This window comes from Streptomyces sp. NPDC097640, from assembly GCF_040302705.1.
Classification (GTDB): Bacteria; Actinomycetota; Actinomycetes; order Streptomycetales; family Streptomycetaceae; genus Streptomyces.
Map to the genome: position 1 here is coordinate 53,720 of NZ_JBEOSB010000020.1, position 23,648 is coordinate 77,367.

Annotated in this window: 21 protein-coding genes; 11 read left to right on the plus strand and 10 right to left on the minus strand. The window is 73.7% G+C overall.

The annotated features are described in order from the left end of the window. The first annotated feature begins 18 nt into the window (after positions 1–18). From ABTY62_RS28850 to ABTY62_RS28860, 3 genes are all read left to right on the plus strand, one after another. On the plus strand, positions 19–2,025 hold the full coding sequence (locus ABTY62_RS28850; RefSeq protein ID WP_352132331.1) for a DUF2264 domain-containing protein: 2,007 nt from the start codon (positions 19–21) through the stop codon (positions 2,023–2,025). Next, positions 2,022–2,810 carry a sugar phosphate isomerase/epimerase family protein gene (locus ABTY62_RS28855; protein ID WP_352132332.1) on the plus strand — a complete coding sequence of 263 codons (789 nt, stop codon included), beginning with the start codon at positions 2,022–2,024 and terminating at the stop codon, positions 2,808–2,810. Before ABTY62_RS28850 ends, ABTY62_RS28855 begins: the two co-directional genes overlap by 4 nt. Before the next feature lie 148 nt (positions 2,811–2,958). Next, positions 2,959–4,932, plus strand: coding sequence for an APC family permease (locus ABTY62_RS28860; protein ID WP_352132333.1), 1,974 nt, complete (start codon positions 2,959–2,961; stop codon positions 4,930–4,932). A 25-nt stretch (positions 4,933–4,957) separates the two neighbouring features. Here the strand turns inward: ABTY62_RS28860 and ABTY62_RS28865 are convergent, their stop codons facing one another. Continuing rightward, on the minus strand, positions 4,958–5,461 hold the full coding sequence (locus ABTY62_RS28865) for a metallophosphoesterase family protein (RefSeq protein ID WP_352132334.1): 504 nt from the start codon (positions 5,459–5,461) through the stop codon (positions 4,958–4,960). Positions 5,462–5,586: 125 nt separating this feature from the next. Here ABTY62_RS28865 and ABTY62_RS28870 point away from each other — a divergent pair, with 125 nt between their 5' ends. Together ABTY62_RS28870 and ABTY62_RS28875 are read left to right on the plus strand one after the other, a co-directional pair. Continuing rightward, entirely contained in the window at positions 5,587–6,129 is a 543-nt protein-coding gene (locus tag ABTY62_RS28870; protein WP_352132335.1) for a tyrosine-type recombinase/integrase, read from the plus strand. Between the two features lie 99 nt (positions 6,130–6,228). Further along, on the plus strand, positions 6,229–7,368 hold the full coding sequence (locus tag ABTY62_RS28875; RefSeq protein WP_352132336.1) for a Gfo/Idh/MocA family oxidoreductase: 1,140 nt from the start codon (positions 6,229–6,231) through the stop codon (positions 7,366–7,368). A 23-nt stretch (positions 7,369–7,391) separates the two neighbouring features. Here the strand turns inward: ABTY62_RS28875 and ABTY62_RS28880 are convergent, their stop codons facing one another. Then, positions 7,392–7,544: a hypothetical protein gene (locus ABTY62_RS28880; protein ID WP_352132337.1), complete on the minus strand. Its 153-nt coding sequence runs from the start codon at positions 7,542–7,544 to the stop codon at positions 7,392–7,394. A gap of 290 nt (positions 7,545–7,834) precedes the next feature. Beyond that, positions 7,835–8,359, minus strand: a complete 525-nt coding sequence (locus tag ABTY62_RS28885) for a MarR family winged helix-turn-helix transcriptional regulator (protein ID WP_352132338.1) — start codon at positions 8,357–8,359, stop codon at positions 7,835–7,837. Between the two features lie 52 nt (positions 8,360–8,411). Between ABTY62_RS28885 and ABTY62_RS28890 the strand changes: the two genes are divergently transcribed. Then, the gene (locus ABTY62_RS28890; RefSeq protein WP_352132441.1) at positions 8,412–9,332 is read left to right on the plus strand and encodes an EamA family transporter; all 921 of its coding nucleotides are present in this window, start codon (positions 8,412–8,414) and stop codon (positions 9,330–9,332) included. Between the two features lie 96 nt (positions 9,333–9,428). Here ABTY62_RS28890 and ABTY62_RS28895 read toward each other — a convergent pair whose 3' ends face one another. The 4 genes from ABTY62_RS28895 to manD all read right to left on the minus strand — a co-directional run bounded on the left by ABTY62_RS28895 (position 9,429) and on the right by manD (position 16,365). Continuing rightward, complete coding sequence (locus tag ABTY62_RS28895; RefSeq protein ID WP_352132339.1) at positions 9,429–12,983, minus strand: phosphodiester glycosidase family protein; 3,555 nt, start codon at positions 12,981–12,983, stop codon at positions 9,429–9,431. A gap of 217 nt (positions 12,984–13,200) precedes the next feature. Continuing rightward, positions 13,201–13,617, minus strand: a complete 417-nt coding sequence (locus ABTY62_RS28900; RefSeq protein WP_352132340.1) for a YchJ family protein — start codon at positions 13,615–13,617, stop codon at positions 13,201–13,203. A 70-nt stretch (positions 13,618–13,687) separates the two neighbouring features. After that, the gene (locus ABTY62_RS28905) at positions 13,688–15,160 is read right to left on the minus strand and encodes a mannitol dehydrogenase family protein (RefSeq protein WP_352132341.1); all 1,473 of its coding nucleotides are present in this window, start codon (positions 15,158–15,160) and stop codon (positions 13,688–13,690) included. Beyond that, positions 15,157–16,365 carry a D-mannonate dehydratase ManD gene (gene manD / locus ABTY62_RS28910; protein ID WP_352132342.1) on the minus strand — a complete coding sequence of 403 codons (1,209 nt, stop codon included), beginning with the start codon at positions 16,363–16,365 and terminating at the stop codon, positions 15,157–15,159. The genes ABTY62_RS28905 and manD overlap by 4 nt, the downstream gene beginning before the upstream one ends. A 112-nt stretch (positions 16,366–16,477) precedes the next feature. Between manD and ABTY62_RS28915 the strand changes: the two genes are divergently transcribed. Beyond that, positions 16,478–17,236, plus strand: coding sequence for a GntR family transcriptional regulator (locus tag ABTY62_RS28915; protein WP_352132343.1), 759 nt, complete (start codon positions 16,478–16,480; stop codon positions 17,234–17,236). A 60-nt stretch (positions 17,237–17,296) separates the two neighbouring features. On the opposite strand, the gene ABTY62_RS28920 is transcribed toward ABTY62_RS28915, so the two are convergent. Next, positions 17,297–17,443, minus strand: coding sequence for a GNAT family N-acetyltransferase (locus ABTY62_RS28920; RefSeq protein ID WP_352132344.1), 147 nt, complete (start codon positions 17,441–17,443; stop codon positions 17,297–17,299). Then, entirely contained in the window at positions 17,440–17,832 is a 393-nt protein-coding gene (locus ABTY62_RS28925; protein ID WP_352132345.1) for a GNAT family N-acetyltransferase, read from the minus strand. The genes ABTY62_RS28920 and ABTY62_RS28925 overlap by 4 nt, the downstream gene beginning before the upstream one ends. A 50-nt stretch (positions 17,833–17,882) precedes the next feature. On the opposite strand from ABTY62_RS28925, the gene ABTY62_RS28930 reads away from it, so the two are divergent. The 3 genes from ABTY62_RS28930 (at position 17,883) to ABTY62_RS28940 (ending at position 22,041) form a co-directional block, all read left to right on the plus strand. Beyond that, entirely contained in the window at positions 17,883–18,476 is a 594-nt protein-coding gene (locus ABTY62_RS28930) for a helix-turn-helix domain-containing protein (RefSeq protein ID WP_311725404.1), read from the plus strand. 131 nt (positions 18,477–18,607) lie between these two features. Next, on the plus strand, positions 18,608–20,326 hold the full coding sequence (locus ABTY62_RS28935; protein ID WP_352132346.1) for an ABC transporter ATP-binding protein: 1,719 nt from the start codon (positions 18,608–18,610) through the stop codon (positions 20,324–20,326). After that, entirely contained in the window at positions 20,323–22,041 is a 1,719-nt protein-coding gene (locus tag ABTY62_RS28940; RefSeq protein ID WP_352132347.1) for an ABC transporter ATP-binding protein, read from the plus strand. Before ABTY62_RS28935 ends, ABTY62_RS28940 begins: the two co-directional genes overlap by 4 nt. Before the next feature lie 76 nt (positions 22,042–22,117). Here ABTY62_RS28940 and ABTY62_RS28945 read toward each other — a convergent pair whose 3' ends face one another. Continuing rightward, positions 22,118–22,723 (minus strand): DUF4291 domain-containing protein, encoded by a 606-nt coding sequence (locus tag ABTY62_RS28945; RefSeq protein ID WP_352132348.1) that lies wholly within the window; start codon positions 22,721–22,723, stop codon positions 22,118–22,120. Positions 22,724–22,853: 130 nt separating this feature from the next. Here ABTY62_RS28945 and ABTY62_RS28950 point away from each other — a divergent pair, with 130 nt between their 5' ends. Continuing rightward, positions 22,854–23,615: a DUF429 domain-containing protein gene (locus tag ABTY62_RS28950; protein ID WP_352132349.1), complete on the plus strand. Its 762-nt coding sequence runs from the start codon at positions 22,854–22,856 to the stop codon at positions 23,613–23,615. The last annotated feature ends 33 nt before the right edge of the window (positions 23,616–23,648 follow it).

The following is a 23,648-nucleotide window of genomic DNA, read 5'->3' on the forward strand; positions in this document are numbered from 1 at the left end:
CAGGAGACCCACCCCGCCATGCCCACCCCCGCCACCGCCACCGCCGCGCCCCTCACCCCCACCGCGCCGCTCCCCTTCCCGTTCCCCGCCGACGACCGCGAGCTCAGCCCGCACACCGGGCTGACCCGCGCCCACTGGGAGGCCGCCGCCGACGGCATGCTGCGCGCCGCCCTGCGGTACGCCACCCCCGGCCACGGCCTGATCGACCTGCCCGGACCGCCGTCGAGATCCGGCGTGCGCTCCGACGGCCTCGAAGGCTTCGCCCGCACCTTCCTGCTGGCCGCCCTGCGGGTCGCGGGCGCCGGCGGGGCCGACCCGCACAGCTTTCTGTCCCGCTACACCGCGGGCATCGAGCGCGGCACCCTCACCCCCGGGCGGGACGACGCCGAGTCCTGGCCGCTGATCGGCCATCACGGCATCCAGGGCCAGCCGATGGTGGAGTCCGCGTCCGTGGCGCTGGCCCTGCGCCTGACCACGCCCTGGACCTGGAAGAAGATGCCCGCCGCCGCCCGGGACCGCACCGAGGAATGGCTGCGCGGCGCCCTGCGGCACACCCCCGCGCCCAACAACTGGTACCTCTTCCCGCTGACCGTCGCCGGCTTCCTGGAGTCCGTCGGGCGCGGCGACGCCGAGACCGCCCGGGCCATCGAGCGCGCCCTCGACCTGCTCGAGGGCTGGTACCGCGGCCAGGGCTGGTACACCGACGGCGACGGACGGGCCTTCGACCACTACAACGGCTGGGCCCTCCACCTGTATCCGCTGCTGCACGCCCACCTCGCCGCCGACCGCGCGCTGCTCGACCACCTCGGCCCGCGGCTGCGCGAGTTCCTCGAAGGGTTCTCGCTGCTCTTCGACGCCGACGGCGCCCCCATCCACCACGGCCGCTCCCTCACCTACCGCTTCGCCGCCGGAGCCGCCGTCGCGCTCGGCGCCCTCACCGGACACACCCCGCTGGCCCCGGGCGCCACCCGGCGGGTGCTCAGCGGGGCGCTGCGGCACTTCCTCGACCGCGGCGCGTTCACCGGGCACGGGGTGCTGAGCCTGGGCTGGTACGGGCCCCACGAGGCCACCCTTCAGCGCTACTCCGGACCGGGCTCCCCCTACTGGGCGTCCAAGGGGTTCCTCGCCCTGCTGCTCCCGCCCGACCACCCGGTGTGGACCGCCACCGAGAAGCCGGCCCCGTCCCAGGGACCCGACCGGGTGCTGGCGCTGCCCGCCCCCGGCTTCCTGGTGCAGACCACCGGCCGCGACGGGCTGGTGCGGCTGCACAACCACGGCAGCGCCAAGATCCGCCCCTGGGAGGGGGAGCGGGCGCCCGGCGACCCGCTGTACGCCCGCCTCGCCTACTCCACCCGCACCGGCCCGACCAGCGCCGCCAACACCCCCGACAACCACATCTGCCTCGAACTGCGCGGCCTGCGCAGCTCCCGGCTCCGGATCACCCCCCTGGCCGCCGGCCCCAACTGGCTGGCCTCCTCGCACATCCCCGTCTTCCCCGACGGCGGCCCCGTGCTGCCCGCCGCGCGCATCGACAGCCTGACCCTGGCCCGCGGTTCGATGGAGCTGCGCCTCCACCACACGGTGAACGTCCCCGTCGGCACCGCCGTCCACCACAGCGGCTGGGCCATCGCCGTGGCGCCGGGCAGCGCCGCCGAGCAGGAGGACGGCGCCGGCCCGGCGGGGGAGCTGTGCCTGGCGGGGGCGGAGGTGACCGGCCGGCTGCTGCCGCTGCACGGCTGGCGGAGCTCCGCGGTCCGCCGGGCCCCGCAGGGCACCGCGTACGGTCCCTGGGCCCTGGTCCCCGAGCTCACCGGCGCCGTCGGCGAGGGCGAGTCCGGCGCCGTCTTCGCCTCGCTCGCCTCGCTCACCGGCGACCCGGACGCCCCGCCCCTGGCCGGGCTCGCCACCGCCGAGGTGAGCGGACCGGTCGTCACCATCCGCTGGCCGGACGGGGGCAGCACCGTGGTGGCCTTCGGCGGCGGCCCGGACGGCCGCACGCCCCGGGTGACCGGGGAGACCGCGTGACCGGCACCCGGCTGGGCATCTGCTCCGTCACCTTCCGCCGGCTGGACCCGGACCAGGTGATCGCCGCCGTCGCCGGGGCGGGCCTGGAGTGCGTGGAGTGGGGCGGGGACCGGCATGTGCCCGCCGGGGACGAGCGGGCCGCCCGCCGGGTGCGCGCGGCCACCGAGGACGCGGGCCTCGCCGTCGCGTCGTACGGCTCGTACTACCGCGCCGGGGTGAGCGAACCGGAGGAGTTCGACGCGGTCCTGCGCTCGGCCGAACTGCTCGGCGCCCCGCGCATACGGATCTGGGCGGGCGCCACCGGCACCCATGAGACCCCGCCCGAGCAGCGCCGGCGGATCGTCGAGGACACCCGGCGCGCCGCCGCGCTCGCGGCCCGCGCAGGGGTGGAACTCGGGTACGAATTCCACCGCAACACCCTCACCGACGGTGCGGACCACACGCTCGGGCTGCTCGACGAGGTGAATCGCCAGGACGTGCGGAGCTACTGGCAGCCACCTGTTGAACCTGCTACGCCCGACGCCGAGGCGCTGTCCGGCCTCGACGCGCTGATCGACCGGGTGGCCGCGGTACACGCCTTCTCCTGGTGGCCCGGCACCACCCGGTTGCCGCTGTCGGCCCGCGAGGCGATGTGGCGCGGCGCCTTCGAGCGGCTGCGCGCCCACCGCGCCGCGCGGGGCGGCGCGCAGGGGCCGCTGGATGTGCTGCTGGAGTTCGTGCCGGGGGACGACGAAGCCATCCTGCCGAGGGAGGCGACGACCCTGAGGGCGCTCGTGGGCCGGTGACGGGTGCCGGGCGCGGCACCCGCGCCCGGCACCCGCGCCCCGCTTCGTGCGGTGTGCCATGACCGGCTCCGACCCGACCGTTGCGTACTCTGACCTGGCCGCCTGCCGAAGCGGCCGGTTCGATCCAACGGTTCGACAGGAGTACGTGATGGCCAGCTCCGACCGTGCGGGCAACGACGCCGGGGGCCGGACGCGCCATCATCGCCTGCGCATCTGGATGCTCGAGGGCCTGGCCGACATGGCCAAGCAGCAGCCGGGCCCGCACGCCGAGCTTCCCGCCGAACACCCCGGGCGGCCCTGGTGGAAGGTCATGTGCCTGACCGGTGTGGACTACTTCTCCACCCTGGGCTACCAGCCGGGCATCGCCGCCCTGGCGGCGGGCGCGCTCTCCCCGGTGGCCACGCTCGTGCTGGTGCTCGTCACCGTCGCCGGCGCGCTTCCGGTGTACCGGCGGGTGGCCGAGGAGAGCCCGCGCGGCCAGGGCTCGATCGCGATGCTGGAGCGGCTGCTGTCGTTCTGGAAGGGCAAGCTGTTCGTCCTGATCCTGCTGGGGTTCGCGGCCACCGACTTCCTGATCACCATCACCCTCTCGGCGGCCGACGCCACCGCCCACCTGGTCGAGAACCCGAATGTCGGCGGCGCCCTGCACGGCAACGAGGTGGCCGTCACCTGGGTGCTGATCGCCCTGCTCGGCGGCGTGTTCCTCAAGGGCTTCACGGAGGCCATCGGGCTGGCGGTGGTGCTGGTCGGCATCTATCTGGCGCTGAACCTCGTCGTCGTGGTGGTGGGGATGGAACATGTGCTCACCGAGCCGGGGGTGGTCTCGGACTGGACGACGAAGCTGACCACCGAACACGGCAATCCGCTGGTGATGATCGGCCTGGCGCTGCTCGTCTTCCCCAAACTCGCGCTGGGCCTGTCCGGCTTCGAGACCGGCGTGGCCGTCATGCCGCATGTCGAGGGGGACCCTCAGGACACCGAGGAGCACCCGGCGGGGCGGATCCGGGGGACCAGGAAGCTGCTGACCACGGCCGCGCTGATCATGAGTGTCTTCCTCATTGTCACCAGCTTCATCACCACCCTGCTGATCCCGCACCACGAGTTCGAGCCCGGCGGACAGGCCAACGGCCGCGCCCTCGCCTACCTGGCGCACGAATACCTGGGCTCCGGCTTCGGCAGCGTCTACGACATCTCCACCATCGTCATCCTGTGGTTCGCCGGCGCCTCGGCCATGGCCGGGCTGCTCAACCTGATGCCCCGCTATCTGCCCCGCTACGGCATGGCGCCGCACTGGGCCCGCGCGGTGCGGCCCATGGTGCTGGTCTTCACGCTCATCGCCTTCCTGGTGACCTGGATCTTCCGTGCCAGCGTGGACGCCCAGGGCGGCGCGTACGCCACCGGGGTGCTGGTGCTCATCTCCTCCGCCGCGATCGCCGTCACCATCGCCGCGCGCAAGGCCCGGCAGCGCCGCTGGACGGCCGGCTTCGCCACCATCGCGGCGGTCTTCGTGTACACCACGGCGGCGAATGTCGTGGAGCGGCCGGACGGCGTGAAGATCGGCGCCTGCTTCATCGCCGGCATCATCGGGCTCTCGCTGATGTCCCGGGCCGCCCGCGCCTTCGAACTGCGGGTCACCCGGGTGGACCTCGACCCCATGGCCGACCGCTTCGTCCGCGACATGGCCCACCGCACCATCCGGTTCATCGCGAACCAGCCGGACAGCCGCGACGTGGCCGAATACCGCGACAAGCTCCGCCAGATCAGGGAGGACAACGACCTCCCTGCCGAGGAAGACTTCATCTTCGTCGAGGTCACCGTCTCGGACCCGTCGGAGTTCGAGACGGAGCTGTATGTGTGCGGGGAGGTGCTGCACGGCCGCTACCGCGTGCTGACGCTGGTCAGCTCCTCCGTTGCCAACGCGCTCGCCGGGATGCTGCTGCACGTACGGGATATGACGGGCCAGCGGCCGCACATCTACTTCGAGTGGACCGAGGGCAACCCCATCGCCAACTTCCTGCGGTTCTTCCTCTTCGGATATGGGGAGGTCGCGCCCGTCACCCGCGAGGTGCTCCGCGAGGCCGAGCCGGACCGCGCCCGGCGCCCGCACGTCCACGTCGGCTGAGCGGCGGCGGGCCCGGCCCCGTACGTCATCGCCGGGCCGGCAGCCGATGGAGCTCCACATCGGTCAGCCGCCCCGCCGACACCTCGGCCGTCATATAGGTGCAGTGGGGCTGCCGCCGCCGGTCGGTGGGGGAGCCGGGGTTGAGCAGCCGCAACCGGTCCTCGGCCACCGAGTCCCACGGGATGTGGCTGTGGCCGAACACCAGCACGTCGACGTCGGGGAAGCGCGCGGCGCAACGGGCTTCCCGCCCCCGCGCCGGCCCGGTCTCGTGCACGACCCCGATCCGCACCCCGCCCAGCTCCGCGTACGCCACCTCCGGCAGCCGCGCCCGCAGCGGCGGGCCGTCGTTGTTGCCGTACACCCCGATCAGCCGCCCGGAGCGCGCCTGGAGCAGGTCGAGGGTGGCGGTGTCGACCCAGTCCCCGGCGTGGATCACGACGTCGGCCCGCGCCACCTGGGCCAGCAGCTCCTCCGGGAGCCGCTTGGCGCGCCGGGGGACATGGGTGTCGGACATCAGCAGCAACCGCACCCGGCGACCGTACCGCGCTGCCGCGCCGTACGCGGCGCATGCATATCCGCCGTCCCGGGTGGGAAGTACGGTGTAAGAAATAGTGTGCCAAGCGGCCCTGGTCGGGTCTGGAGAGGTGGGCATGGATGGCGGGGGAGACGGCGAGCGACCGGTATCCGCGGCCGGTGGTGTCGGCCGCCGAGGCGGAGTGGGTGTGGCGGCTGCTGTCGGTGCAGGCGCTGGAGCAGGGCACGCGGCCGGAGACGGTGCGGCTGGCCGTGGTGGTCGGGCTGGCCCGGGCCACCGGCGCCCGGTACGGGGACCTGCTGCGCTGCACCACCGACGCGCTGGACCTGGACGCGGGCTGGGTGACCATCGAACACGGCAAGCACCGCGTCCCGCGCCGGCACGGGCTGGATCCGGGCACGGTCATCGTGGTGCGGCGATGGCTGCGGGTGCGTCAGGAACTGTGCGCCGAGCTGGAGGGAACGGTGCCGAGGGCGCTGCTGCTGACGGTGCACCACACCCACGACAACGGGGTCACGGTCGCCGCCGGGCTGCCCATCACCCGCCAGGGCCTGGTGCTCTCCTGGCGCCGCTTCGTCCACCGCACCAACGCCACCTACGCCGCCCGCCGCCCCCCGCTGCCCACCCGCTTCGAACAGCTGCGCCGCGTCTGGTCGACGTAATAGGCGACTCGAGCTGACCGTGTTGCTCGGACCGTGTCCTCCATGGCTATCGGCCGTTTTGAGGTGGGAAAGCTGGTGACCGCGAACGCTGGGGTGCCCATGACGTCCACTTCCCCTCATCGGGAGCCGATCCGTGTCGGTGTCGTAGGTCTGAGCGCGAGTGGCGGGTGGGCGGCCACCGCCCATGTGCCGGCGCTGACCGGACTCGGCGGATACGAGCTGCGGGCCCTGAGCGCCAGCAGCGCCGAATCCGCGCGTGCGGCCGGCGAGAAGTATGGAGTGCCGCTGGCCTTCGGCAGCGCGGAGGAGCTGGCCCGCAGCGAGGAAGTCGATCTCGTGGTGGTGACGGTGAAGGTTCCTCATCACCTGGAGCTCATCCGACCCGCGCTGGAAGCGGGAAAGATGGTGTTCAGCGAATGGCCGCTCGGTGCCGACCTCGCGCAGGCCGAGGAACTGTCCGACCTCGCGGACCGCAGGGGTGTGCTCACGGCCGTCGGCTTGCAGGCCCGGTCGGCTCCGCCGGTCCGGTATCTGCGGGACCTGGTCGCCGACGGGTACGTGGGGCGGGTGCTGTCGACCAGCATGCTCGGGTCGGGCTCGATCGGCGGCGCCACCTACGACGACAGCCATGCGTACGTGCTGGACGGCACGAGCGGCGCCACGCTGCTGTCGATCCCCTTCGGGCACTCGGCCGACGCGCTGGCCATGGTGCTCGGGGAGTTCAGCGAGGTGTCCGCTCTCATCGAGAACCTGCGCCCGGAGGTCACCCACGTCACGAGCGGGGCGGTTGCGGCCAAGACCGCGGAGGACCAGATCGCCGTCACCGGGGTACTGGAGTCGGGGGCCGTAGCCGCGATGCACATCCGTGGTGGGACGTCACGCGCCACCGCGTTTCACTGGGAGATCAACGGCACGGAGGGCGATCTCGTCGTCAAGGCCGACCAGGCTCAGTGGTGGTACGGGGGGCTGCGGCTGTACGGCGCCCGGGGAGAGCAGGGCACCTTGGCCGAGCTACCGGTTCCCGCCCGCTATCAGCGGTCGCTGACGCAATGGACCGAGCGATCCACCGAGCCCGCCTGCAACGTCGCCCACGAGTACGCGCTTCTGCGCGACCAGATCACCGGGAACCTTGCGCCGGATGAGGACGGCGTTCCCGACTTCCGGCACGCCGTCCGGCGACACCGCATGCTGGAGCGGGTCCGAGAGGCGGCGCGCGCGGGCCGGAGGGTCACACTCTGATGACCACGGTTCCGGTGTTCCGCCTAGTTGGCCGCGTCCGCTGAGGCGTTGGGCCCGCGCCCGGGCGCCGCAGGTGCGCGGGCCTGGTGTGCGCCGCGACGGCCGGACAGGTGGGTGGGGAGGGTGAGGCGGTCGGCCGCCGTGAGCAGGCCCTGGTGGAGGGCGGAGTCCAGCACGCTGACGGCCTCGGCGCGTTGGAGCTGTAGGAGGAGGTCCGCGCAGGTGCGGGCGGGGGTGGCCGGGTACGGCGGTCCGGTGCACGCGGACGCCTTGGCGGCTGCGGATGGTGCCGAGCGGGGCGGCGAGGTGCAGCGTGCCGTCGTCCGGCGGGAGGCCCTGGATGCCCAGCAGCCGGGCGGCCGTGGGGCCCGCCGCTGTGGCGTGCGAGCCGCGGGTGAGGAGGACGCCCCGGACCCGGGCACGGAGCGATGGTCCCCGGGCGTTCCGTCCGAGCCGCCGAGCGGGGTCACTCGCCGCGGGACGGACGTGGATGCTCCATGCGGGAGAGCCAGGTCGTGAGCAGCGTTTCGAGTGACTCGGCCTCGGTGGGCGTCAGCAGATCCAGCAGGTGGCGTTCGTTGCGCATGTGGTCGGTGAACGCTCGGTCGATCAGTTCACGTCCGGGTTCGGTGAGGGCGACGATCCGGCCGCGCTGGTCGTCGTCGGAACGGCGGCGGGTGACGAGTCCGGCTCGCTCCAGGCGGTCGATTCTCTTCGTCATCGCGCCGGTGGTCACCATGGTGTGCGCGGCGAGCTCGCCGGGTGCCCGCTCGTAGGGGTCCCCGGCGCGGCGCAGCGCGCACAGGACGTCGAACTCTCCCTCGCTGAGGCCGTAGCGGCCGTAGACGAGGCAGAGTTCCTCGGTGAGCCGGTCGGCCAGGCGGTGCAGCCGTCCGATCACTCCTTGCGGGGTGATGTCGACGTCGGGGCGCTCGCGGCGCCAGTCCGCCTGGATGCGGGCGACGCGGTCCATCGGTTCACCGTGTTCCATGCACCTCATGGTAGCTTCCCAGGAAGTTATATTAGCTTCCATGGAAGCTAATATGCGCTGGGTGGCGCTGACCGCAGTCGCGCCGGTGGCCTGGGGAACCAACTACTTCGTCACACACGAGTTCCTGCCGGCCGACCGCCCGCTCTACGGGGCCGCCCTGCGGGCGCTGCCCGCCGGCCTGGTCCTGCTCGCCCTGCGCAGACAGCGGCCGCGCGGCGCGTGGTGGTGGCGGTCCGCGGTGCTCGGGCTGCTCAACATGAGCGTGTTCTTCGTCCTTGTCTACGCCGCCTCCCAACTGCTTCCGACAAGCGTCGCCTCGACCGTCATGGCGGTGTCCCCGCTGACGATGATGCTCATAGCCTGGCCCCTGGTGTCCGAACGGCCCCGGACCGCCCACCTCGCCTGCGCCGCGATCGGACTCGCCGGGGTCTGCCTCATGCTGCTCACGGGGACGGAAGGGGTGAGCCTGCCGGGAGTCCTCGCCTCGACCGCGGCCATGCTGGTGTCGTCCTTCGGGCACATCCTGGCCAAACGGTGGAGCGCCGATACCGATGTGCTCGCCTCGACCGCCTGGCAGCTCACCGCCGGAGGTCTGTTCCTGCTCCCGGTCGCCGCCGCCGTGGAAGGCCCTCCGCCCGCGCTCTCGACGCCGACGCTCCTCGCGTTCGGCTACGTCACCCTGGTCGCCACCGCGGTGGCCTTCGCCGCCTGGTTCACCGGACTGCGGCACCTGCCGGCCGGGACCGTCGGACTGATCGGGCTGCTCAACCCCGTCACCGGCGTCCTGCTCGGCACATGTGTCGCCGGAGACGCACTGACCGTTCAGCAACTGTGCGGACTGGTCCTGGTCCTGGCCGGAGTCGTCCTGGGCCAACCCAGGCGCGCGGGCCGCCGCGACAGCGGTCGGGTACCTCCTCGTCCGTCAGCCGACGAGCGTCCCGCGCAAGCACCCTCCCCGCGCAATCCCTTGTGACGATCAGGGCTGTTCAGGTCAGGCACTCGGCGGGGAGGGGCCGCGGACGGCTGCCCGTTCGGGCCGCCGTCCGCGCCCCCTCGGCCCGCCGGCCGGTCATGCCGCCGTGGAGGATCCCCCGGTGGCGCGGGCCGTGATGCCGAGGCTCGCCTTCGCCGTCGCGCCGTTCACCGTCACCGCGAGGGTGACGGACCCCGGGCGCAGCGCGGTGAGCCGGCCCGTGGCCGGGTCGTACGCGGCGACGTAGCGCGGGCGGTGGCGGGCGTCGTCCGGGTCGCCGATGAAGAGGTTCGGCGAGCCGGTCCAGTCCGCGCTCATCGGGAAGCCGACCGGCACCCGGCGGGGGGTGGCGCCCTCGCCCTGGAGCACGGTCGCGGTGACCGCGGCGCTCTGCCCGGCGGGCAGTTCGGCCGGGGCGGTCACCGTCAGCCCGTCATTGCCGTCGACGTGTGGCCGGGTCTGGACCGACACCCAGTCGGGCCCGCCGGCCCACGGCGCCCGCCGGGCCTCGGCCTGCTCGTGCTGGGAGACCCGGTCGACGCCGACCATCGACCAGCCGGTGAAGCCGCCCTGGTCGGGCGGGGTGGCCGGGTTCTTGCCCGAGTTGCCGTTGATCAGGTACGGCACGCCGTCGACCCGCGAAGCGTGGAAGGCGCCCACGTGGCCGCCGATGAACGCCGCGCCCTTGCCGCTCGTACGGCGGAACTGCGCGAGCCAGCCCTCCAGCAGCGCGGCCTCCTTGCGGTCGCCGAGCTGGCTGCCCTGCTGCGGGGTGGGGTCGCGCGGGGGCACATGCTCGATCACCATCACCGAGCCGACCGCCGGGTCCTTCGCGGCCGCGTCGAGCTGGGCGCGCAACTCCCGGATCTGGTCGAAGCCGCCGCCGCGCAGGTTGAGGCTGGAGGTGTCCAGGGTGATGAAGCGGGTGCCGCGGTGGTCGAAGACGCGGTGCGCGGGGCCGAATTCGGCCTCGAAGTTGTCGATCTTCCCGCCCATCACCTCGTGGTTGCCCGGCACGTAAGTCCAGGGCACGGCCCCTTCACCAGAGCCCAGCTCCTCGGTGAGGACCTTGCGGGCGAAGGCGAGGTCGGCGGGGGAGCCCTCGTCGACCAGGTCGCCGTCGATGACCAGGAAGTCGGGGCGCGCCGCCTTGATCTCGCGCAGGGTGCGGCGGGCCTGGGTGACGATCGCGCTGTCCGGGTCGCGGGCCACGAACTGGGCGTCCGACATCACCGCGAACCGCCAGTCCCGGCCCTCGGCGCGCGCGGCGGTGGTGATCAGCGGGTCCGGATACGCCGTCTGGGTCGGCAGGTCCACGGCGGGCGGGACCTGCGCGGTGAGGTCGTCGATGGTGATGCGGCCCGTGTACTGGCGGGTGGCGCCGGTCTCGGCGAGGTAGAAGCGGTTGACCTTCAGCGGATACGAGACCCCGGCCGGGACGGCGAAGTCGACATGTCGCCAGCCGGTCCAGGTGACGTACGGGCCGCGCAGCAACTGGTCGGAGCCCGCCGCGTCCTTGAGGTGGAGTGTGGGCCACGCGCCCTTGCCGTCACCCTTGATCCACAGGCCGAACGACTGCGGCTGGCCCGCCACGTCGATCTGCTGCGGCGGGCTGACGTATGCGGCGCGGGTGGCGGTGGACTGGCTGAAGTCGTAGGTCAGCTCCAGGCCGGTGCCGGTGTGGCCGTCGGGCGTGGCCGCGAGCGAGCCGGAGGCGCGGGCCTGGCTGAACTTCCACTCGCCCGCGTCGTCGAAGGCGGCCTCCTGCTGCTCGGTCAGTCCCACGGTGACCGCGAGCCGGGTGGTGGTGCCCGCCACGGTGACCTTGATCTGTCCCGAGCCCTGTCCGCCGTGGGCCTTGACGGTGAAGTCGCCCGAGCGCTGGTCCGGGCTGATGTCGAAGAGGTCGTGGTCGTAGTCGAGCCGGACGTCGGACGGTTCGACGGGCGCGCTGGTGCCGTGCGCGTCCAGGCCCACCACCCCGAAGCGGCCGGTGGCCTCGGTGTCCTTGAGGCCGATCAGCCGGGTGGTGGGCTGGATCCGGTCCAGGTCGTCGAGCACGCTCAGTTGGATGTCGCCCCGCGCGGCTCCATGCCGGGCCGAGACCTTCGCATCGCCGCTGTGCCGGGCGGTGAAGGTGCCGTCGGCGCTCACCCGCCCGATGCGGGGGTCGGCCGAGTGCCAGGTCGCGGCGCCCTCGGCGGGGCCGTACGTCTCGTCGTATCCGGCGGCGGTCAGCCGCCTGGTCAGCCCCGGGAAGACGCGCTCGGGGTGGCCGCCCTTGACGGGGTCGACGGTGGGGGCGGCTCCGGCGGCGGCCGCGGTCTCCACCCAGAAGCCCTTGAGCCGGCCGCTGCCGTCGGGGGCGGTGAAGGCCAGGCCGTTGGGGACGGTGCGCTCGCTGCCGTCGGACGGGCTGTTCTCCACCCGCGCCGTATCGCTGCCGGGCGCGCGGGCGACCAGCGTGGAGGAGCCGCCGCCGTCGAGGTTGAGGGCGCTGTAGGAGCCCGCGTCCTTCATCATCACGCCGAGTTCGGTGAGCGTGACGCCGCCGCTGTCGGCCTGCCGCCCGTCCACGGTGAGGACCTGCATCGTACGGCCGTCACGGGAGAAGCCGACCGCGGTGCGCGGTGCGGCGGTGTTGTTGCCCTCGCCGTCGTGGCCGACCGCCTCGCCGTCCACGACGAGCAACTCCCGGCCGCTGACGGCCGTGTCCGGGACCTCGCCGCTGTCGGGGCGCGGGCGGTACTCCCAGGAGACCGGGTCGCCGACGGCGAGGCCGGTCAGCGCGTCGGCCCCGGCGTCGCGGCCGATCAGCAGGGTGGTGCCGGCGGGTATGGCGCCCTTGCCGGGCGCGGTGGTCACGGAGGTGACCTTGCCGTCCGCGACGGCGACTTCGGCGGTGCGCTTCGTGCCGGCCCCGTCGACGGTTTGGGCGCGGTCCGCCTCGCCCCACTGGGCGGTGTACGCGCCGATGCCCTGGGCCGGCACATTGGCCGAGTTGAGCGCGGCGAGCGGGTGCGGGCCGTCGGGGAGGGTGAGCGTGCCGTCGAAGTACAGCTGAAGGACCCGGCCCGCGTCACCGGGCCCGATGCCGACCGCGCGGCTCCCGGCCGCGCCGGAGGATGCCGAGCTGACCACCCGGCCGCCGCTGATGCCGTTGCCCTCGGGCGCGCCGGTCTGGTTGATGTCGAAGAAGTCGCCGTTGATGGCGGCGACCGTGCGGCGCCCCGGCCCCGGGTCGTGTTCGGCGGCGAGCTCGGAGACGGGCTCGCGGGCGGCGACCTTGTCCGGGTGGAGATAGTCGACCTTCGCGCTGCCTCCCAGGTCGACCGACAGCGAGTCGACCCGCAGCCACTTGTCGGACTCCAGCCGGTCGTACGAGGTCAGCTTGACCCCGGGGGCGACCGGCCGCGAGCTGCGGGCGGTCTCGATCCCGTCGCCGTCGACGACGGACCGCACCGAAGCGTCGCCGCGCCCGCTGGCGGCCGGCGGCGCGACGGGCCGCAGCATCTCGGCGGAGGAGCGGGGCAGCGGCTCGGGGGCGGGGGAGGGGGTGCTGTCGGCGGCGGCCTGACCGGCGGCCCCGAGCAACAGGGCGGACACCGCGGCCAGGGCCGCCACGGGTCTGGCGAGAGTGAGAGGTGGCACGGCAACTCCAGGAAACCCTCGGCTTCGCGTGGTTCACACGCACAGCGCCCCAGCATCCCGGGGGGAGTTGACCTTGCGCCAGAAGTCCTCGGCAACATCCTGGGAAACTTCGCAGCCTGGAGCGGGATTTATCCCCCGGGAGGGGCAGCACCCGCTGCGGGCGTTCGAGGTTCGCGCGGGCCGAGGGTTCGCGGGCGCCGAGGTTCGCGGGGCCCGCTCAGGCGTCGACGTCGCCGTCGACGTAGACCCACTCGCCGTCGTGGCGCACGAAGCGGCTGTTCTCGTGGAGTTCACCGGCCTGCCCGCGCTCGGTGTAGTGGGCGCGGAACTCGACGGTGCCGGTGGTGTGGAAGGCGCTGCCCTCGGTGGTGGCGAGGATGTCGAGGCCGCGCCAGCGCAGCGCGGGGTCGAAGTCGACGCGCGGCGGCCTGGTGTCGGGGTGCCAGCTGCGCAGCAGATACGCCTCGTCCTGGCGGACGAAAGCGCTGTAGCGGGAGCGCATCAGCTGCTCGGGGGTGGCCGCCCGGGCCTGGCCGCGGTGCAGTCTGCCGCAGCAGTCGTCGTAGGCGGCGGGCAGCCCGCAGGGGCAGGGCGCCGGGCGGGGCGGCTGCGGGCGTCGTGCGCGTCGGGACATGGCCCCATTGTGACGGGGCGCGCTCCCGGGCCCGCCCCGGGGCCCGGGCCCGGGCCGTGGATCGGCGCGCTCAGCGACGGCGAGGGGCGACCGGGGCGGTGGGGGAGCGCAGTTCCCGGTCCACCGCCTTGACCAGGGCCGTGTCCTCCGCGAGGTCCTCGGCGCCCAGCAGGAGCAGCAGGGTGCGCACGGCGTCCGGACCCGGCCGGTCCCAGGCGCGGCGCAGCTCCTCGGCGGCCGGGTCCTCGGCGGGGGTGTCCCGGGTGGCGCGGGCCCAGGCGGCGAGCGCGGCGGTGAGCTGGGGGGTGTCGTGGCCGGTGGCGCGCAGTTCGCGCAGCGGGGCCAGCCAGCGCTCGGGGATCTTCAGCGATCCGTCGGCGGCGATCTGCCGGATCCGGTGGTGCATCGCGGGGTTGGCGAAGCGGCGTACGAGGCTGTCGACGTAGCCGGGGATGTCCAGGCCGTCGGCCGGGGGCAGGCTCGCGGCGGCCTCGGCGCAGAAGGCGCGGACGGCGTCCTCGCCCCAGTCGGTGGCCATGGCGTCGGCCACGGTCCCGCAGCCGGCCGCCACGCCCAGATAGGCGAGGAGCGAGTGCGAGCCGTTGAGCAGCCGGAGCTTGGTGAGCTGGTACGGGGCGACGTCGGCGACGAAGCGGGCGCCCCCGGCCTCCCACCGCGGCCGGTCGGCGGCGAAGGCGTCCTCGAGCACCCACTGGGTGAAGGGTTCCGCGGTCACCGCGCCCTCGTCGCGCAGGGTCAGGGCCCGGGCGGCGGTCCGCAGATCGGCCTCGGTGGTGGCGGGGACGATGCGGTCGACGACGGTGGAGGGGAAGGCGACCGAGGCGGCCGTCCACTCCAGCAGGCGCTCACGCTCCGCCCACTTGGTGGCGGCGAGGAACTCCCGTACCAGGCGGCGCAGGACCGCGCCGTTGCCGGCCATGTTGTCGCAGGAGACCACCGACAGGGGCGCGCCGCCGGAGCGCAGCCGGGCGCGCAGGCCGTACGCCAGTTGTCCGACGGCGCTCGCGGAGGCGGTCGCGCCCGCGAGATCGCCTCGTATCAGCGGGTCGGCCAGGTCGAGGCCGCCGGTCGCGGGGTCCCGGCGGTAGCCCTTCTCGGTCACGGTGAGGGTGACGACGGTGACGTCGGGGGAGGCGAGCAGCTCGGTCAGGCGGGCGCCGTCGTCCGCCGCGTGCAGCACCTCGGTCACCGTGCCGATCACACGGGTGACCGGCCCGTCGGGGTGGCGCTCGGTGAGCGAGTACAGCCCGTCCTGGGGGCGCAGGGCGTCCACGACGGCCCTGCTGCGCTGGGTGACACCGGCGATCCCCCACCCGCCGGCCGCGGACACCTCGGCGAGTTCGGTGCAGACGGCCTGGTGGGCCCGGTGGAAGGCGCCGATGCCCAGGTGGACGATGCGCGGCCGCAGCGCGCCGCGGTCGGTCGCGGGCCGGCTCCCGGCGGGGACGGCGCGCAGGGTGGCGGCGGACAGCCGTCCCCCGGCGGGGGCGGGGGTGGCCTGGTGGCGGGGTGTGGCGCTCACCAGTCGTGCACCGATCCGTCGGTGCGGCGGTTGACCGGCAGGTACTTGGGGTCGTAGGGGAAGCGGGCGGCCGCCTCCTCGTCGAGTTCGACGCCGAGGCCGGGGGCGTCGGAGGGGTACAGGGCGCCGTCGCGCAGCTCGTAGGTGGGGCGGAAGACCTCGTGGGCGAGCGGGTCGTGGCCCATGTACTCCTGGATGCCGAAGTTGGGGACGGTGACGTCCAGGTGGACGTTGGCGGACAGGGACACCGGGGACAGGTCGGTGGCCCCGTGGGAGCCGGTGCGCACCTGGTAGAGCTCGGCGAGGTGGAAGATCCGCCGCAGGTGGGTGATGCCGCCGGCGTGGACGACGGTGGCGCGGATGTAGTCGATGAGCCGCTCGGTGATGAGCTGCTGGCAGTCCCAGATGGAGTTGAAGACCTCGCCGACGGCGATGGGGGTGGTGGTGGCCTGGCGGATCTGGCGGAAGGACTCCTGGAGTTCGGCGGGGGCGGGGTCCTCCATCCAGAACAGCCGCAGCTCCTCCAGCCGGTGGCCGAGCCGGCCGGCCTCGGTGGGGGTCAGCCGGTGGTGCACGTCGTGCAGCAGGTGGAAGTCGAAGCCGTACCGCTCGCGGACCGCGGTGAGCAGGCGGGGCGCGAAGTCCAGGTAGTCCTCGGTGGACCAGGTCTGTTCGTCGGGGAGGGAGGCGGCGGCGGGCTCGTAGACCACGCCCTTGCGCACCCCGTAGCTGCCGGGTGAGCCGGGGACGGCGGCCTGGGCGCGGATCGCGCGGTAGCCCAGGTCGCGGAAGCGGGCGACGTCGTCGAGGAGTTCGGGGATGTCCCCGCCGCTGGCGTGGCCGTAGACCATGGCCCCGTCGCGGGCCCGGCCGCCCAGCAGGTCGTACAGGGGCATGCCCGCGACCTTGCCCTTGATGTCCCACAGCGCGGTGTCGACGGCCGCGATGGCGGTCATGGTCACCGGGCCGCGGCGCCAGTACGCGCCCTTGTAGAGGTACTGCCACATGTCCTCGATCCGGGCGGGGTCCCGGCCGATCAGCAGCGGTACGAGGTGGTCGCGCAGATAGGAGGCGACCGAGAGCTCGCGGCCGTTCAGGGTGGCGTCACCCAGTCCGGTGACGCCGTCGGACGTGGTGATCTTCAGCGTCACGAAGTTGCGGCCGGGCGAGGTGACGATGAGCGTCGCCTCGGTGATGGTGGCCATGTGCTGCTCCTAGAGGGGGAGGAGAAAGCGGGATGCCGTGGTGAGGGGGGCGCTGGTCGACTACCATACAAGTATTGCAGTCGAGTGGGTCAAGGGATTGGGAAGGGGCTCCATGGCACCGGTGGAAGGTCTGCACACGGCACGTTCCCGGGGGCGCAACACCCGGCAACTGGTCCATGAGGTACTGCGCTCGCGCATTGTGAGCCTGGAGCTGGCGCCCGGGGCGGCCGTCTCCGAGAACGATCTGGCGGCCGAGCTCGGCGTCAGCCGCACGCCCGTGCGCGAGAGCCTGATCCTGCTCGCCGACGAGGGGCTCGTCGACATCTACCCGCAGATGGGGACGTTCGTCTCGCGGATCCGCGAGCGCGATGTCGCCTCGGCCCAGTTCGTCCGGGAGGCGCTGGAGTGCGCGGCCCTGCGGGATGCCGTGGGCAAGGCCACCGAGCGCGACATCGCCGACCTCAGGGCGCTGCTCGCCGCCCAGGAGGAGGCCGACCGGCGGACCGACAGGGAGGGCTTCTTCCAGCTCGACGAGCAGTTCCACGCCCGGCTGATGGCCGTCAGCGGACACGGCTCCGCGTGGCGGGTGGTCAGCGAGGCGAAGGCCCAGCTCGACCGGGCGCGGCGGCTGTCACATGCGCTGACCCAGCAGATGACCCTGCTGGTCGGCCAGCACCGTGCGGTCGTCGACCTGTTGGAGGCGGGCGATCTGGACCGGGCCGATGAGGCGCTGCGCTCGCATCTGCGGCTGGTCTTCAGCGACGTGGAGAAGATCCGGGCCCGCCACCCCGAGCTGTTCAGCGACGAGGACGCGCCCGTCCGGCCGCGCCGCGACACCGCCCGGCGCGGCGGCTCCCGAGGGGAGGCCTGAGGGGAGGCCTGAGGGGACGGCCGTCCCGGCCCGTGGTCGGCTGGAGACCAGGGCCTGGCGTCAAAGGGCCCGTTGCATGAGCAGGGTGTCGATCCAGCGGTCGTGCTTGCGGCCCACGGCCGTCAGCCGGCCGGCGTCGGTGAAGCCGAAGCGGCGGTGCAGGGCGGCCGAGGCGTCGCTGCCGGTGTCCGCGATGACCGCGATCATCTGCCGCCGTCCGCGATGACCGCGATCATCTGCCGCCGTCCGGCCCGGGTGGCCTCGGCGATCAGGGGGCCGAGCAGGGCGGTGCCCAGCCCCCGGCCGGTGGCGTCGGGGGCGAGGTAGACCGTGTCCTCCACCGTGTACTGGTACGCGGGCTTGGGCCGCCACGGTGCGGCGTACGCGAACCCGGCCACGGCGCCGGACAGTTCGGCCACCAGGAAGGGCAGGCCGCTGCCGCTGAGCTCGTCGAGGCGCCGCTCCCATTCGGCGGCGGAGCGGGGGGTCTCGTCGAAGGTGGTCACGGTGTGCAGGACGTAGTGGGCGTAGATGTCGGCCACGGCCTTCAGATCGGCGTGGACCGCCGGCCGGATGGTCGCTCCCGGGGACGTCATGATCGCGGTGCTCTTTTCGCTATAGTGGAAGTCGTTGTTATTATAGAGGAATGCTGGATCTCCTGACCCTGGGCACCCGTGTGCAGGGACTGCGCCATGAACGCGGCCTGACCCTTCAGCAGTTGGCGGGCGCGGCCGAGGTGAGCGTGAGCATGCTGTCCTCGGTCGAGCGCGGCCAGAAGGCACCCACGGTCCTCGTCCTCGCCCGCATCGCCGACGGGCTCGGTGTGCCGCTCGCCGAGCTCGTCGCCCAGCCCGAGGACAGCCGCGTCATCGTGCGCAGGGCGGCCGACCAGGACACCGTCGAGGAGCCGGGAGGGTGGCGGCGGACCGTCCTCACCCCCGTGGTGCCCGGCGTGAACTTCGAGTGGATCCGCACCACCCTGCCGCCCGGCTGCGACGCGGGCCGGTTCCCCGCGTACGCCCCCGGCTCCCATGAGTTCGTGGCCGTGGAATCGGGGACCCTGCGGCTGACCCTCGCGGACAGGACGGTGGAGCTCGGCGCGGGGGACTCGGTGTACTTCGCCGCCGACGTCACCCACGCCTACGCCAACCCCGCGAGCGTGCCGTGCACCTACCATGTCGCCGCGCTCATCATGCGGCCCCGCGCGGCACAGCCCCGGAAGCCTGACGGGGCGCGGTGAAATTCGGTTGTCCGGCGGCCGAGCCCCCTGCTCTACTCACCGCGGCACCCCCGCCGACCGAGGAGGCGCAATGAGGAACACGTTCATGTCCATCCACCCCACCCCTGCCATCCGCGCAAAGGACATGACGTTTGTCGACCTCATCGACCCTGCCCGCCGCAAGGAGGACGACCTCCGGTAGGCACGTCCTCCGCTTTCTCCTGCCGGGCCGCGGCGCCGCCGCACTCCTGGCCCTCACCATCACCGCCGCCACCGCCCTGCCGCTGGCGGCACCCCAGTTCACCCGTCGGCTCGTCGACGGCGCCAACGCCGGCGAGGACACCCGCCGGCTCACCCTCATCGCACTGGCCTACCTCGTCCTGGCCGTCGCCGGGCAGGGCGCCCGTACCGTCACCGCCTGGCTGGCCGGCAAGGCAGCCTGGGACGGCACCAACCGGCTGCGCGAACACCTGGCCGAGCGCACCCTCGGCCTGGACCTCGCCTTCCACGGCGAACACACCCCCGGCGAGCTGATCGAGCGGGTGGACGGCGATGTGTCCGCCATCGCCGACTTCGTCGTGGCGTTCCTGCTGGACGTCGTGGCCGGGGTGCTGCTGCTGTGCGGGGTGATCGCGGTGGTGGCCGTGGTCGACCCGCGCATCGGCCTGGCCCTGCTGGTCTACTGCGCGCTGATCGGCCTCGGCATGGTCCACGCACAGCGCCTGGCCGTGCCCTCCGCCACCCGCACCCGGGCGGCCGACGCCACGCTCTTCGGCTTCCTGGAGGAGCGGCTGGCCGGAGCCGAGGACCTGCGCGCCAACGGTGCGGGCGGGCACACCGTCCGCCGCTTCCACCAGGCCTGCGCCCACCTGTGGCGCGTCGGACGGCGCGCCAGCGCGGTGGGCAGCGCCGTCCTCGCCGCCACCAGCGTGGCGTTCGCGGCCGGCACCGCGCTCATGACCGGCCTGTCGGGCGCCCTCAGCATCGGCACCGCGGTGCTGCTGTTCCAGTACACCCTCATGGTCCGTACGCCGTTCGAGCGGCTGATCGACCAGCTGCGCCACTACCAGACCGCCCTCGCCGGAGTGGCCCGCATCGGCGAGCTGCTGGCCGAGCGCCGCACGCTGACCGTCCCGGCCACCGCCGAGGAGCTGCCCGTAGCCGGGCCGCTGCGTCTGGAGCTGGACGGTGTCGGCTTCTCCTACGGCGACGAAGATGGCGGGCCGCTGCTGCGCGACATCACCCTCGTCCTCGCCCCGGGCGAGACGCTCGGCCTGGTCGGCCGCAGTGGCAGCGGCAAGACCACCATCGCCCGTCTGATGGCCCGGCTGTACGACCCGACGGCGGGCGCCGTCCGGGTCGGCGGGCTGGATCTGCGCGAGGTGGACCCCGCCTCGCTCCGCGACCGGATCGCCGTGGTCACCCAGGATGTGCAGCTGTTCGCCGCCGACGTCCGGGACAACCTCACTCTGTTCCGCCCCGGCCACGACGACGAGCGGCTGAGGGCCGTCCTGGCCGAAGTGGGTCTCCCCGCCTGGGACCTCGGCGCCCCGCTCGGCAGGATCTCCGCGGGCCAGGCCCAACTGCTGGCGTTCGCCCGGGCCCTGCTGGCCGACCCCGGGCTCGTGGTACTCGACGAGGTGTCCAGCCGGCTCGACCCGGCCACCGAGCGCCACATCGGCGACAGCACGGCCCGGCTGCTGACCGGCCGGACCGGGGTGCTCATCGCACACCGGCTCGAATCGCTGTCCCGCGTGGACCGGATCGCCGTCCTGTCCGACGGAGAGGTCGTCGAGCACGGCACCCGGGAAGAGCTTCTCGCCGACCCCGCAAGCCGGTTCGCGCGGATGCTCGCGGGGGTGCGCCGATGAGCCCCCTCGCGGCGGTGACCGCCACCCTGGTCCGCTTCGATCTGCGCCGCTTCCTCATCGGCGGCCTCCTGTGGATGCCGGCCAGCGTCCTGCCGCTGGTCGGCGGGCTGATCCTCCAGCGGATGTTCGACCACCTCACCCTCGGCCGGGTGCCGCTGATGCTGTGCGCGGCCTTCGTGGGGGTGGAGCTGGTCCGCGGCCTGACCATCGTCATCGCCTGGACATACGGCGACTACTGGTGGAGCGCGGCGGCCGCCCTGCTGCGAGGCAATGTGCTGCGCTCGATCCTGAGCGGGAAGGGGCGGGTGCCGCACTCGCCCGGGGAGGCTCTCGCCCGGCTCCGTGACGACGGCGCCGAAGTGGTGGGGTTCGTGGACGAATCGGTGCCTCTGGCCGGAGCCGCGCTGTTCAGCACCGCCGCACTGGCGATCATGGTGTCCATCCACCCGGCCGCCACGCTGGCCCTGATCGTGCCCACGCTCGCGATCGGGGTGGCGAGCCGGCTGCTGAACCGCGTGACCGGACGGCTGCACCGGGAGGCCGCCGTGCGCGGCGCGGCCGTCACCGGCCACCTCGGCGAGGTCTTCACCGGAGTCCTCGCGATCAAGACCGCCGGGGCCGAGAAGGCGGCGCTGGACCGTCTGCGGGCGCACAACCGGCTGCGCCGCGACGCGGCGGTCAAGGACCGGCTCGCCACCGACCTGCTGACCACCGCGACCGGCGCGAGCGTCGAGATCAGCGTCGGCCTGGTGCTGCTGCTGGCCGCCCCGGCCATGCGCCGCGGCGAGTTCACCGCGGGCGACCTGGCGCTGTTCACCACCTACATCGGCTGGCTCACCGCGCTGCCGCGGGCCGTCGGCTCGATCCTCGCCCGGATGCCCCAGGCCGCCGTCTCCACCGAGCGGCTCACCCGGATGACCGGCCCGGACGACAGCCTGTCCCACGACTCCGGCGTCTGGTTCCACCAGGACTACCCCGTCGCTGCCCCGGCGGCCCACGACGACCCGCTGGAGACACTCCAGGCGCGGGGGCTGGCCGCCCGCCACGGCCTGCACGGGGTGGACCTGGAGATCGAACGGGGCACCCTCACCGTGATCACCGGGGCGGTGGGCTCGGGCAAGACGACGCTGCTGCGCACCCTCCTCGGACTGGAACCGCCGGTGGCCGGCACGATCCGCTGGAACGGCGGACCGGTCGCCGACCCCGGCGCCTTCCTGGTGCCCGGCCGGACCGCGTACGTCGGCCAGGTGCCGCGGCTGTTCTCCGCCACGCTGCGGGAGAACCTGCTGCTCGGCCGGGATCCCGGCCGCATCGAGCAGCCGGTGGCCGCCGCGGCGTTCGACCGTGACCTGGCCGCGCTGCCCGAGGGGCTGGACACCCTGGTCGGCCCCCGGGGCGTACGGCTGTCCGGCGGCCAGGCCCAGCGGGTGACCGTCGCCCGGGCCCTGGTCCGCTCACCCGACCTGCTCGTGGTGGACGACCTGTCCTCGGCGCTGGACACGGAGACCGAACAGCTGCTGTGGGAGCGGATCACCGGCCTCGCCACGCTGCTGGTCGTCTCCCACCGGCCGGCCGTACTGGCCCGCGCCGACCAGGTCGTCGTCCTGGACCGGGGCCGGGTGGCGGGGCGGGGGACGCTGGACGAACTGCTGGAGAGCTGCCCGGAGATGCGGCGGCTGTGGGCGCGGGAATCCCTGGAAGGAGCGGCCGAATAGCCAGACCGGCGTGAGGGCCCGGGGCGTGGCGCGTCGGCGCCGCGCCCGTGGCCCCTCGCGCCGAACGGAACACCGCTCAGGAGGCCACGGGCGTGCGTAGATGGCCCAGCAGTTCGTCCCCGGCCGGGTACGGGCGCTCCTCGGGCAGCAGCTTCGCGGCCGCGTCCAACTCGTCCCGGCGCACCAGCGCGTGGATCTCGTGAGCCAGCGGGGTCACATCGGTGATCGAGACCGTCCACTCGTCCGCGTACCGGCGCGCCGCCTCGCCCGACAGGCCCAGCTGAAGCGAGCGGTACGGCAGCGGCCGCAGCCGCAGATCGCGCTCCGGGTCCCACTGGACGCGCGCGGGGGCGGCCTTCAGCGCGCGCTGCCAGGCGGCCCGGTCGGGGTGGAGCCCGGGTTCGTGGTGGGACAGGCACGACCGGCCCAGCGCCCACTCGAACCCCTCACGGGTGATCTCGACGGCCAGGACGGTCTCCTGGCCCTCCTTGGCGCCCCAGCCGCAGCGGTACATCATCCACAGGAACGACGGCTTGATCCAGGTCATCCGGTCGCGCTTCCAGGCCGCCGGGAAGCGGCCGTCGCGCGCCGCGGGCAGGCCGAGGTGCGGGGCGTACGCCTGGTAGACGGTGACCGTGGACTCCGTGTGGAGCGCGCGGATGCGATGTCGCGGTTCTTGCATGGCCACCAGGGTGGCGGGCGTACGCGGCGGGCGGCCAGCGAATTACGGGGGCACGGCCCCCTCCCGTCCTGGCGCGCCCACGGAGGTGCGCTCTCGCGGCGCGGCCGGGGCGCGTGGTCGGATACGGCCCATGGGTTCCCCAAGCGCTTCTCCCCGTCCCTCTCCCGCCGCCGAGGACGCGGGCCCGCGGGCCGTGAGCCCGTACGCCGTGGGGGTGGACGCCGTGGGGGTGGACGCCTGTCCGGGTGGCTGGGTGGCGGTGACCCTGCGCGAGGGCCGGTTCGCGGGCGCCGACCGGGACGCGGCGCTCGCCGAGCTGCTGGCACGGGTGCCGGCGGCGGCCGTGGTGGCGGTCGACATGCCGCTGGGGCTGCTGGAGACCGGGTGGCGCCGTGCGGAGGAGCTGGCCATACGTCAGGTGGCCCCGCACCGCGCGCGGGTGTTCCCGGTGCCGCCGCGCGCGGTGTGGGAGGAGTCCGGCTACGACGCGGCGAACGAGCGCTGCCGCCGCCTCACCGGCTCGGGGCTGCCCCGCCAGTCCTGGGGCCTGGCGGTGAAGCTGCGGGAGGCCAACGCCTGCCGCGAGGGCGGCGATCGGCGTCTGTACGAGGTGCATCCGGAGGTCTCCTTCGCGGCCATGAACGGCGGCAGCCCGGTCGCCTGGTCCAAGAAGGGCTGGAACGGCCAGGTTCAGCGGCGGCGGCTGCTCCTCGGGCAGGACATCGCCCTGCCCGAGGAGCTCGGTCCGGCGGGCCGGGTCCCGCCGGACGACGTCATGGACGCCGCGGCGGCGGCCTGGAGCGCCCACCGGATCGCGCTCGGCACCGCGGTGAGCCTGCCCGACCCGCCCGAGACGACGCGCGACGGGCTGCCGGTCGCCATCTGGTACTGAGGACCCGGTCGGTACGGGGGTGAAGCGCGGGAG

Coding starts and splice junctions, on each gene's coding strand:
- ABTY62_RS28850 (WP_352132331.1), top strand. CDS start 19: ATGCCCACCCCCGCCACCGCCACCGCCGCGCCCCTCACCCCCACCGCG.
- ABTY62_RS28860 (WP_352132333.1), top strand. CDS start 2,959: ATGGCCAGCTCCGACCGTGCGGGCAACGACGCCGGGGGCCGGACGCGC.
- ABTY62_RS28870 (WP_352132335.1), top strand. CDS start 5,587: ATGGCGGGGGAGACGGCGAGCGACCGGTATCCGCGGCCGGTGGTGTCG.
- ABTY62_RS28875 (WP_352132336.1), top strand. CDS start 6,229: ATGACGTCCACTTCCCCTCATCGGGAGCCGATCCGTGTCGGTGTCGTA.
- ABTY62_RS28885 (WP_352132338.1), bottom strand. CDS start 8,359: ATGGAACACGGTGAACCGATGGACCGCGTCGCCCGCATCCAGGCGGAC.
- ABTY62_RS28890 (WP_352132441.1), top strand. CDS start 8,412: ATGCGCTGGGTGGCGCTGACCGCAGTCGCGCCGGTGGCCTGGGGAACC.
- ABTY62_RS28900 (WP_352132340.1), bottom strand. CDS start 13,617: ATGTCCCGACGCGCACGACGCCCGCAGCCGCCCCGCCCGGCGCCCTGC.
- manD (WP_352132342.1), bottom strand. CDS start 16,365: ATGGCCACCATCACCGAGGCGACGCTCATCGTCACCTCGCCCGGCCGC.
- ABTY62_RS28915 (WP_352132343.1), top strand. CDS start 16,478: ATGGCACCGGTGGAAGGTCTGCACACGGCACGTTCCCGGGGGCGCAAC.
- ABTY62_RS28920 (WP_352132344.1), bottom strand. CDS start 17,443: ATGATCGCGGTCATCGCGGACACCGGCAGCGACGCCTCGGCCGCCCTG.
- ABTY62_RS28925 (WP_352132345.1), bottom strand. CDS start 17,832: ATGACGTCCCCGGGAGCGACCATCCGGCCGGCGGTCCACGCCGATCTG.
- ABTY62_RS28930 (WP_311725404.1), top strand. CDS start 17,883: ATGCTGGATCTCCTGACCCTGGGCACCCGTGTGCAGGGACTGCGCCAT.
- ABTY62_RS28940 (WP_352132347.1), top strand. CDS start 20,323: ATGAGCCCCCTCGCGGCGGTGACCGCCACCCTGGTCCGCTTCGATCTG.
- ABTY62_RS28945 (WP_352132348.1), bottom strand. CDS start 22,723: ATGCAAGAACCGCGACATCGCATCCGCGCGCTCCACACGGAGTCCACG.
- ABTY62_RS28950 (WP_352132349.1), top strand. CDS start 22,854: ATGGGTTCCCCAAGCGCTTCTCCCCGTCCCTCTCCCGCCGCCGAGGAC.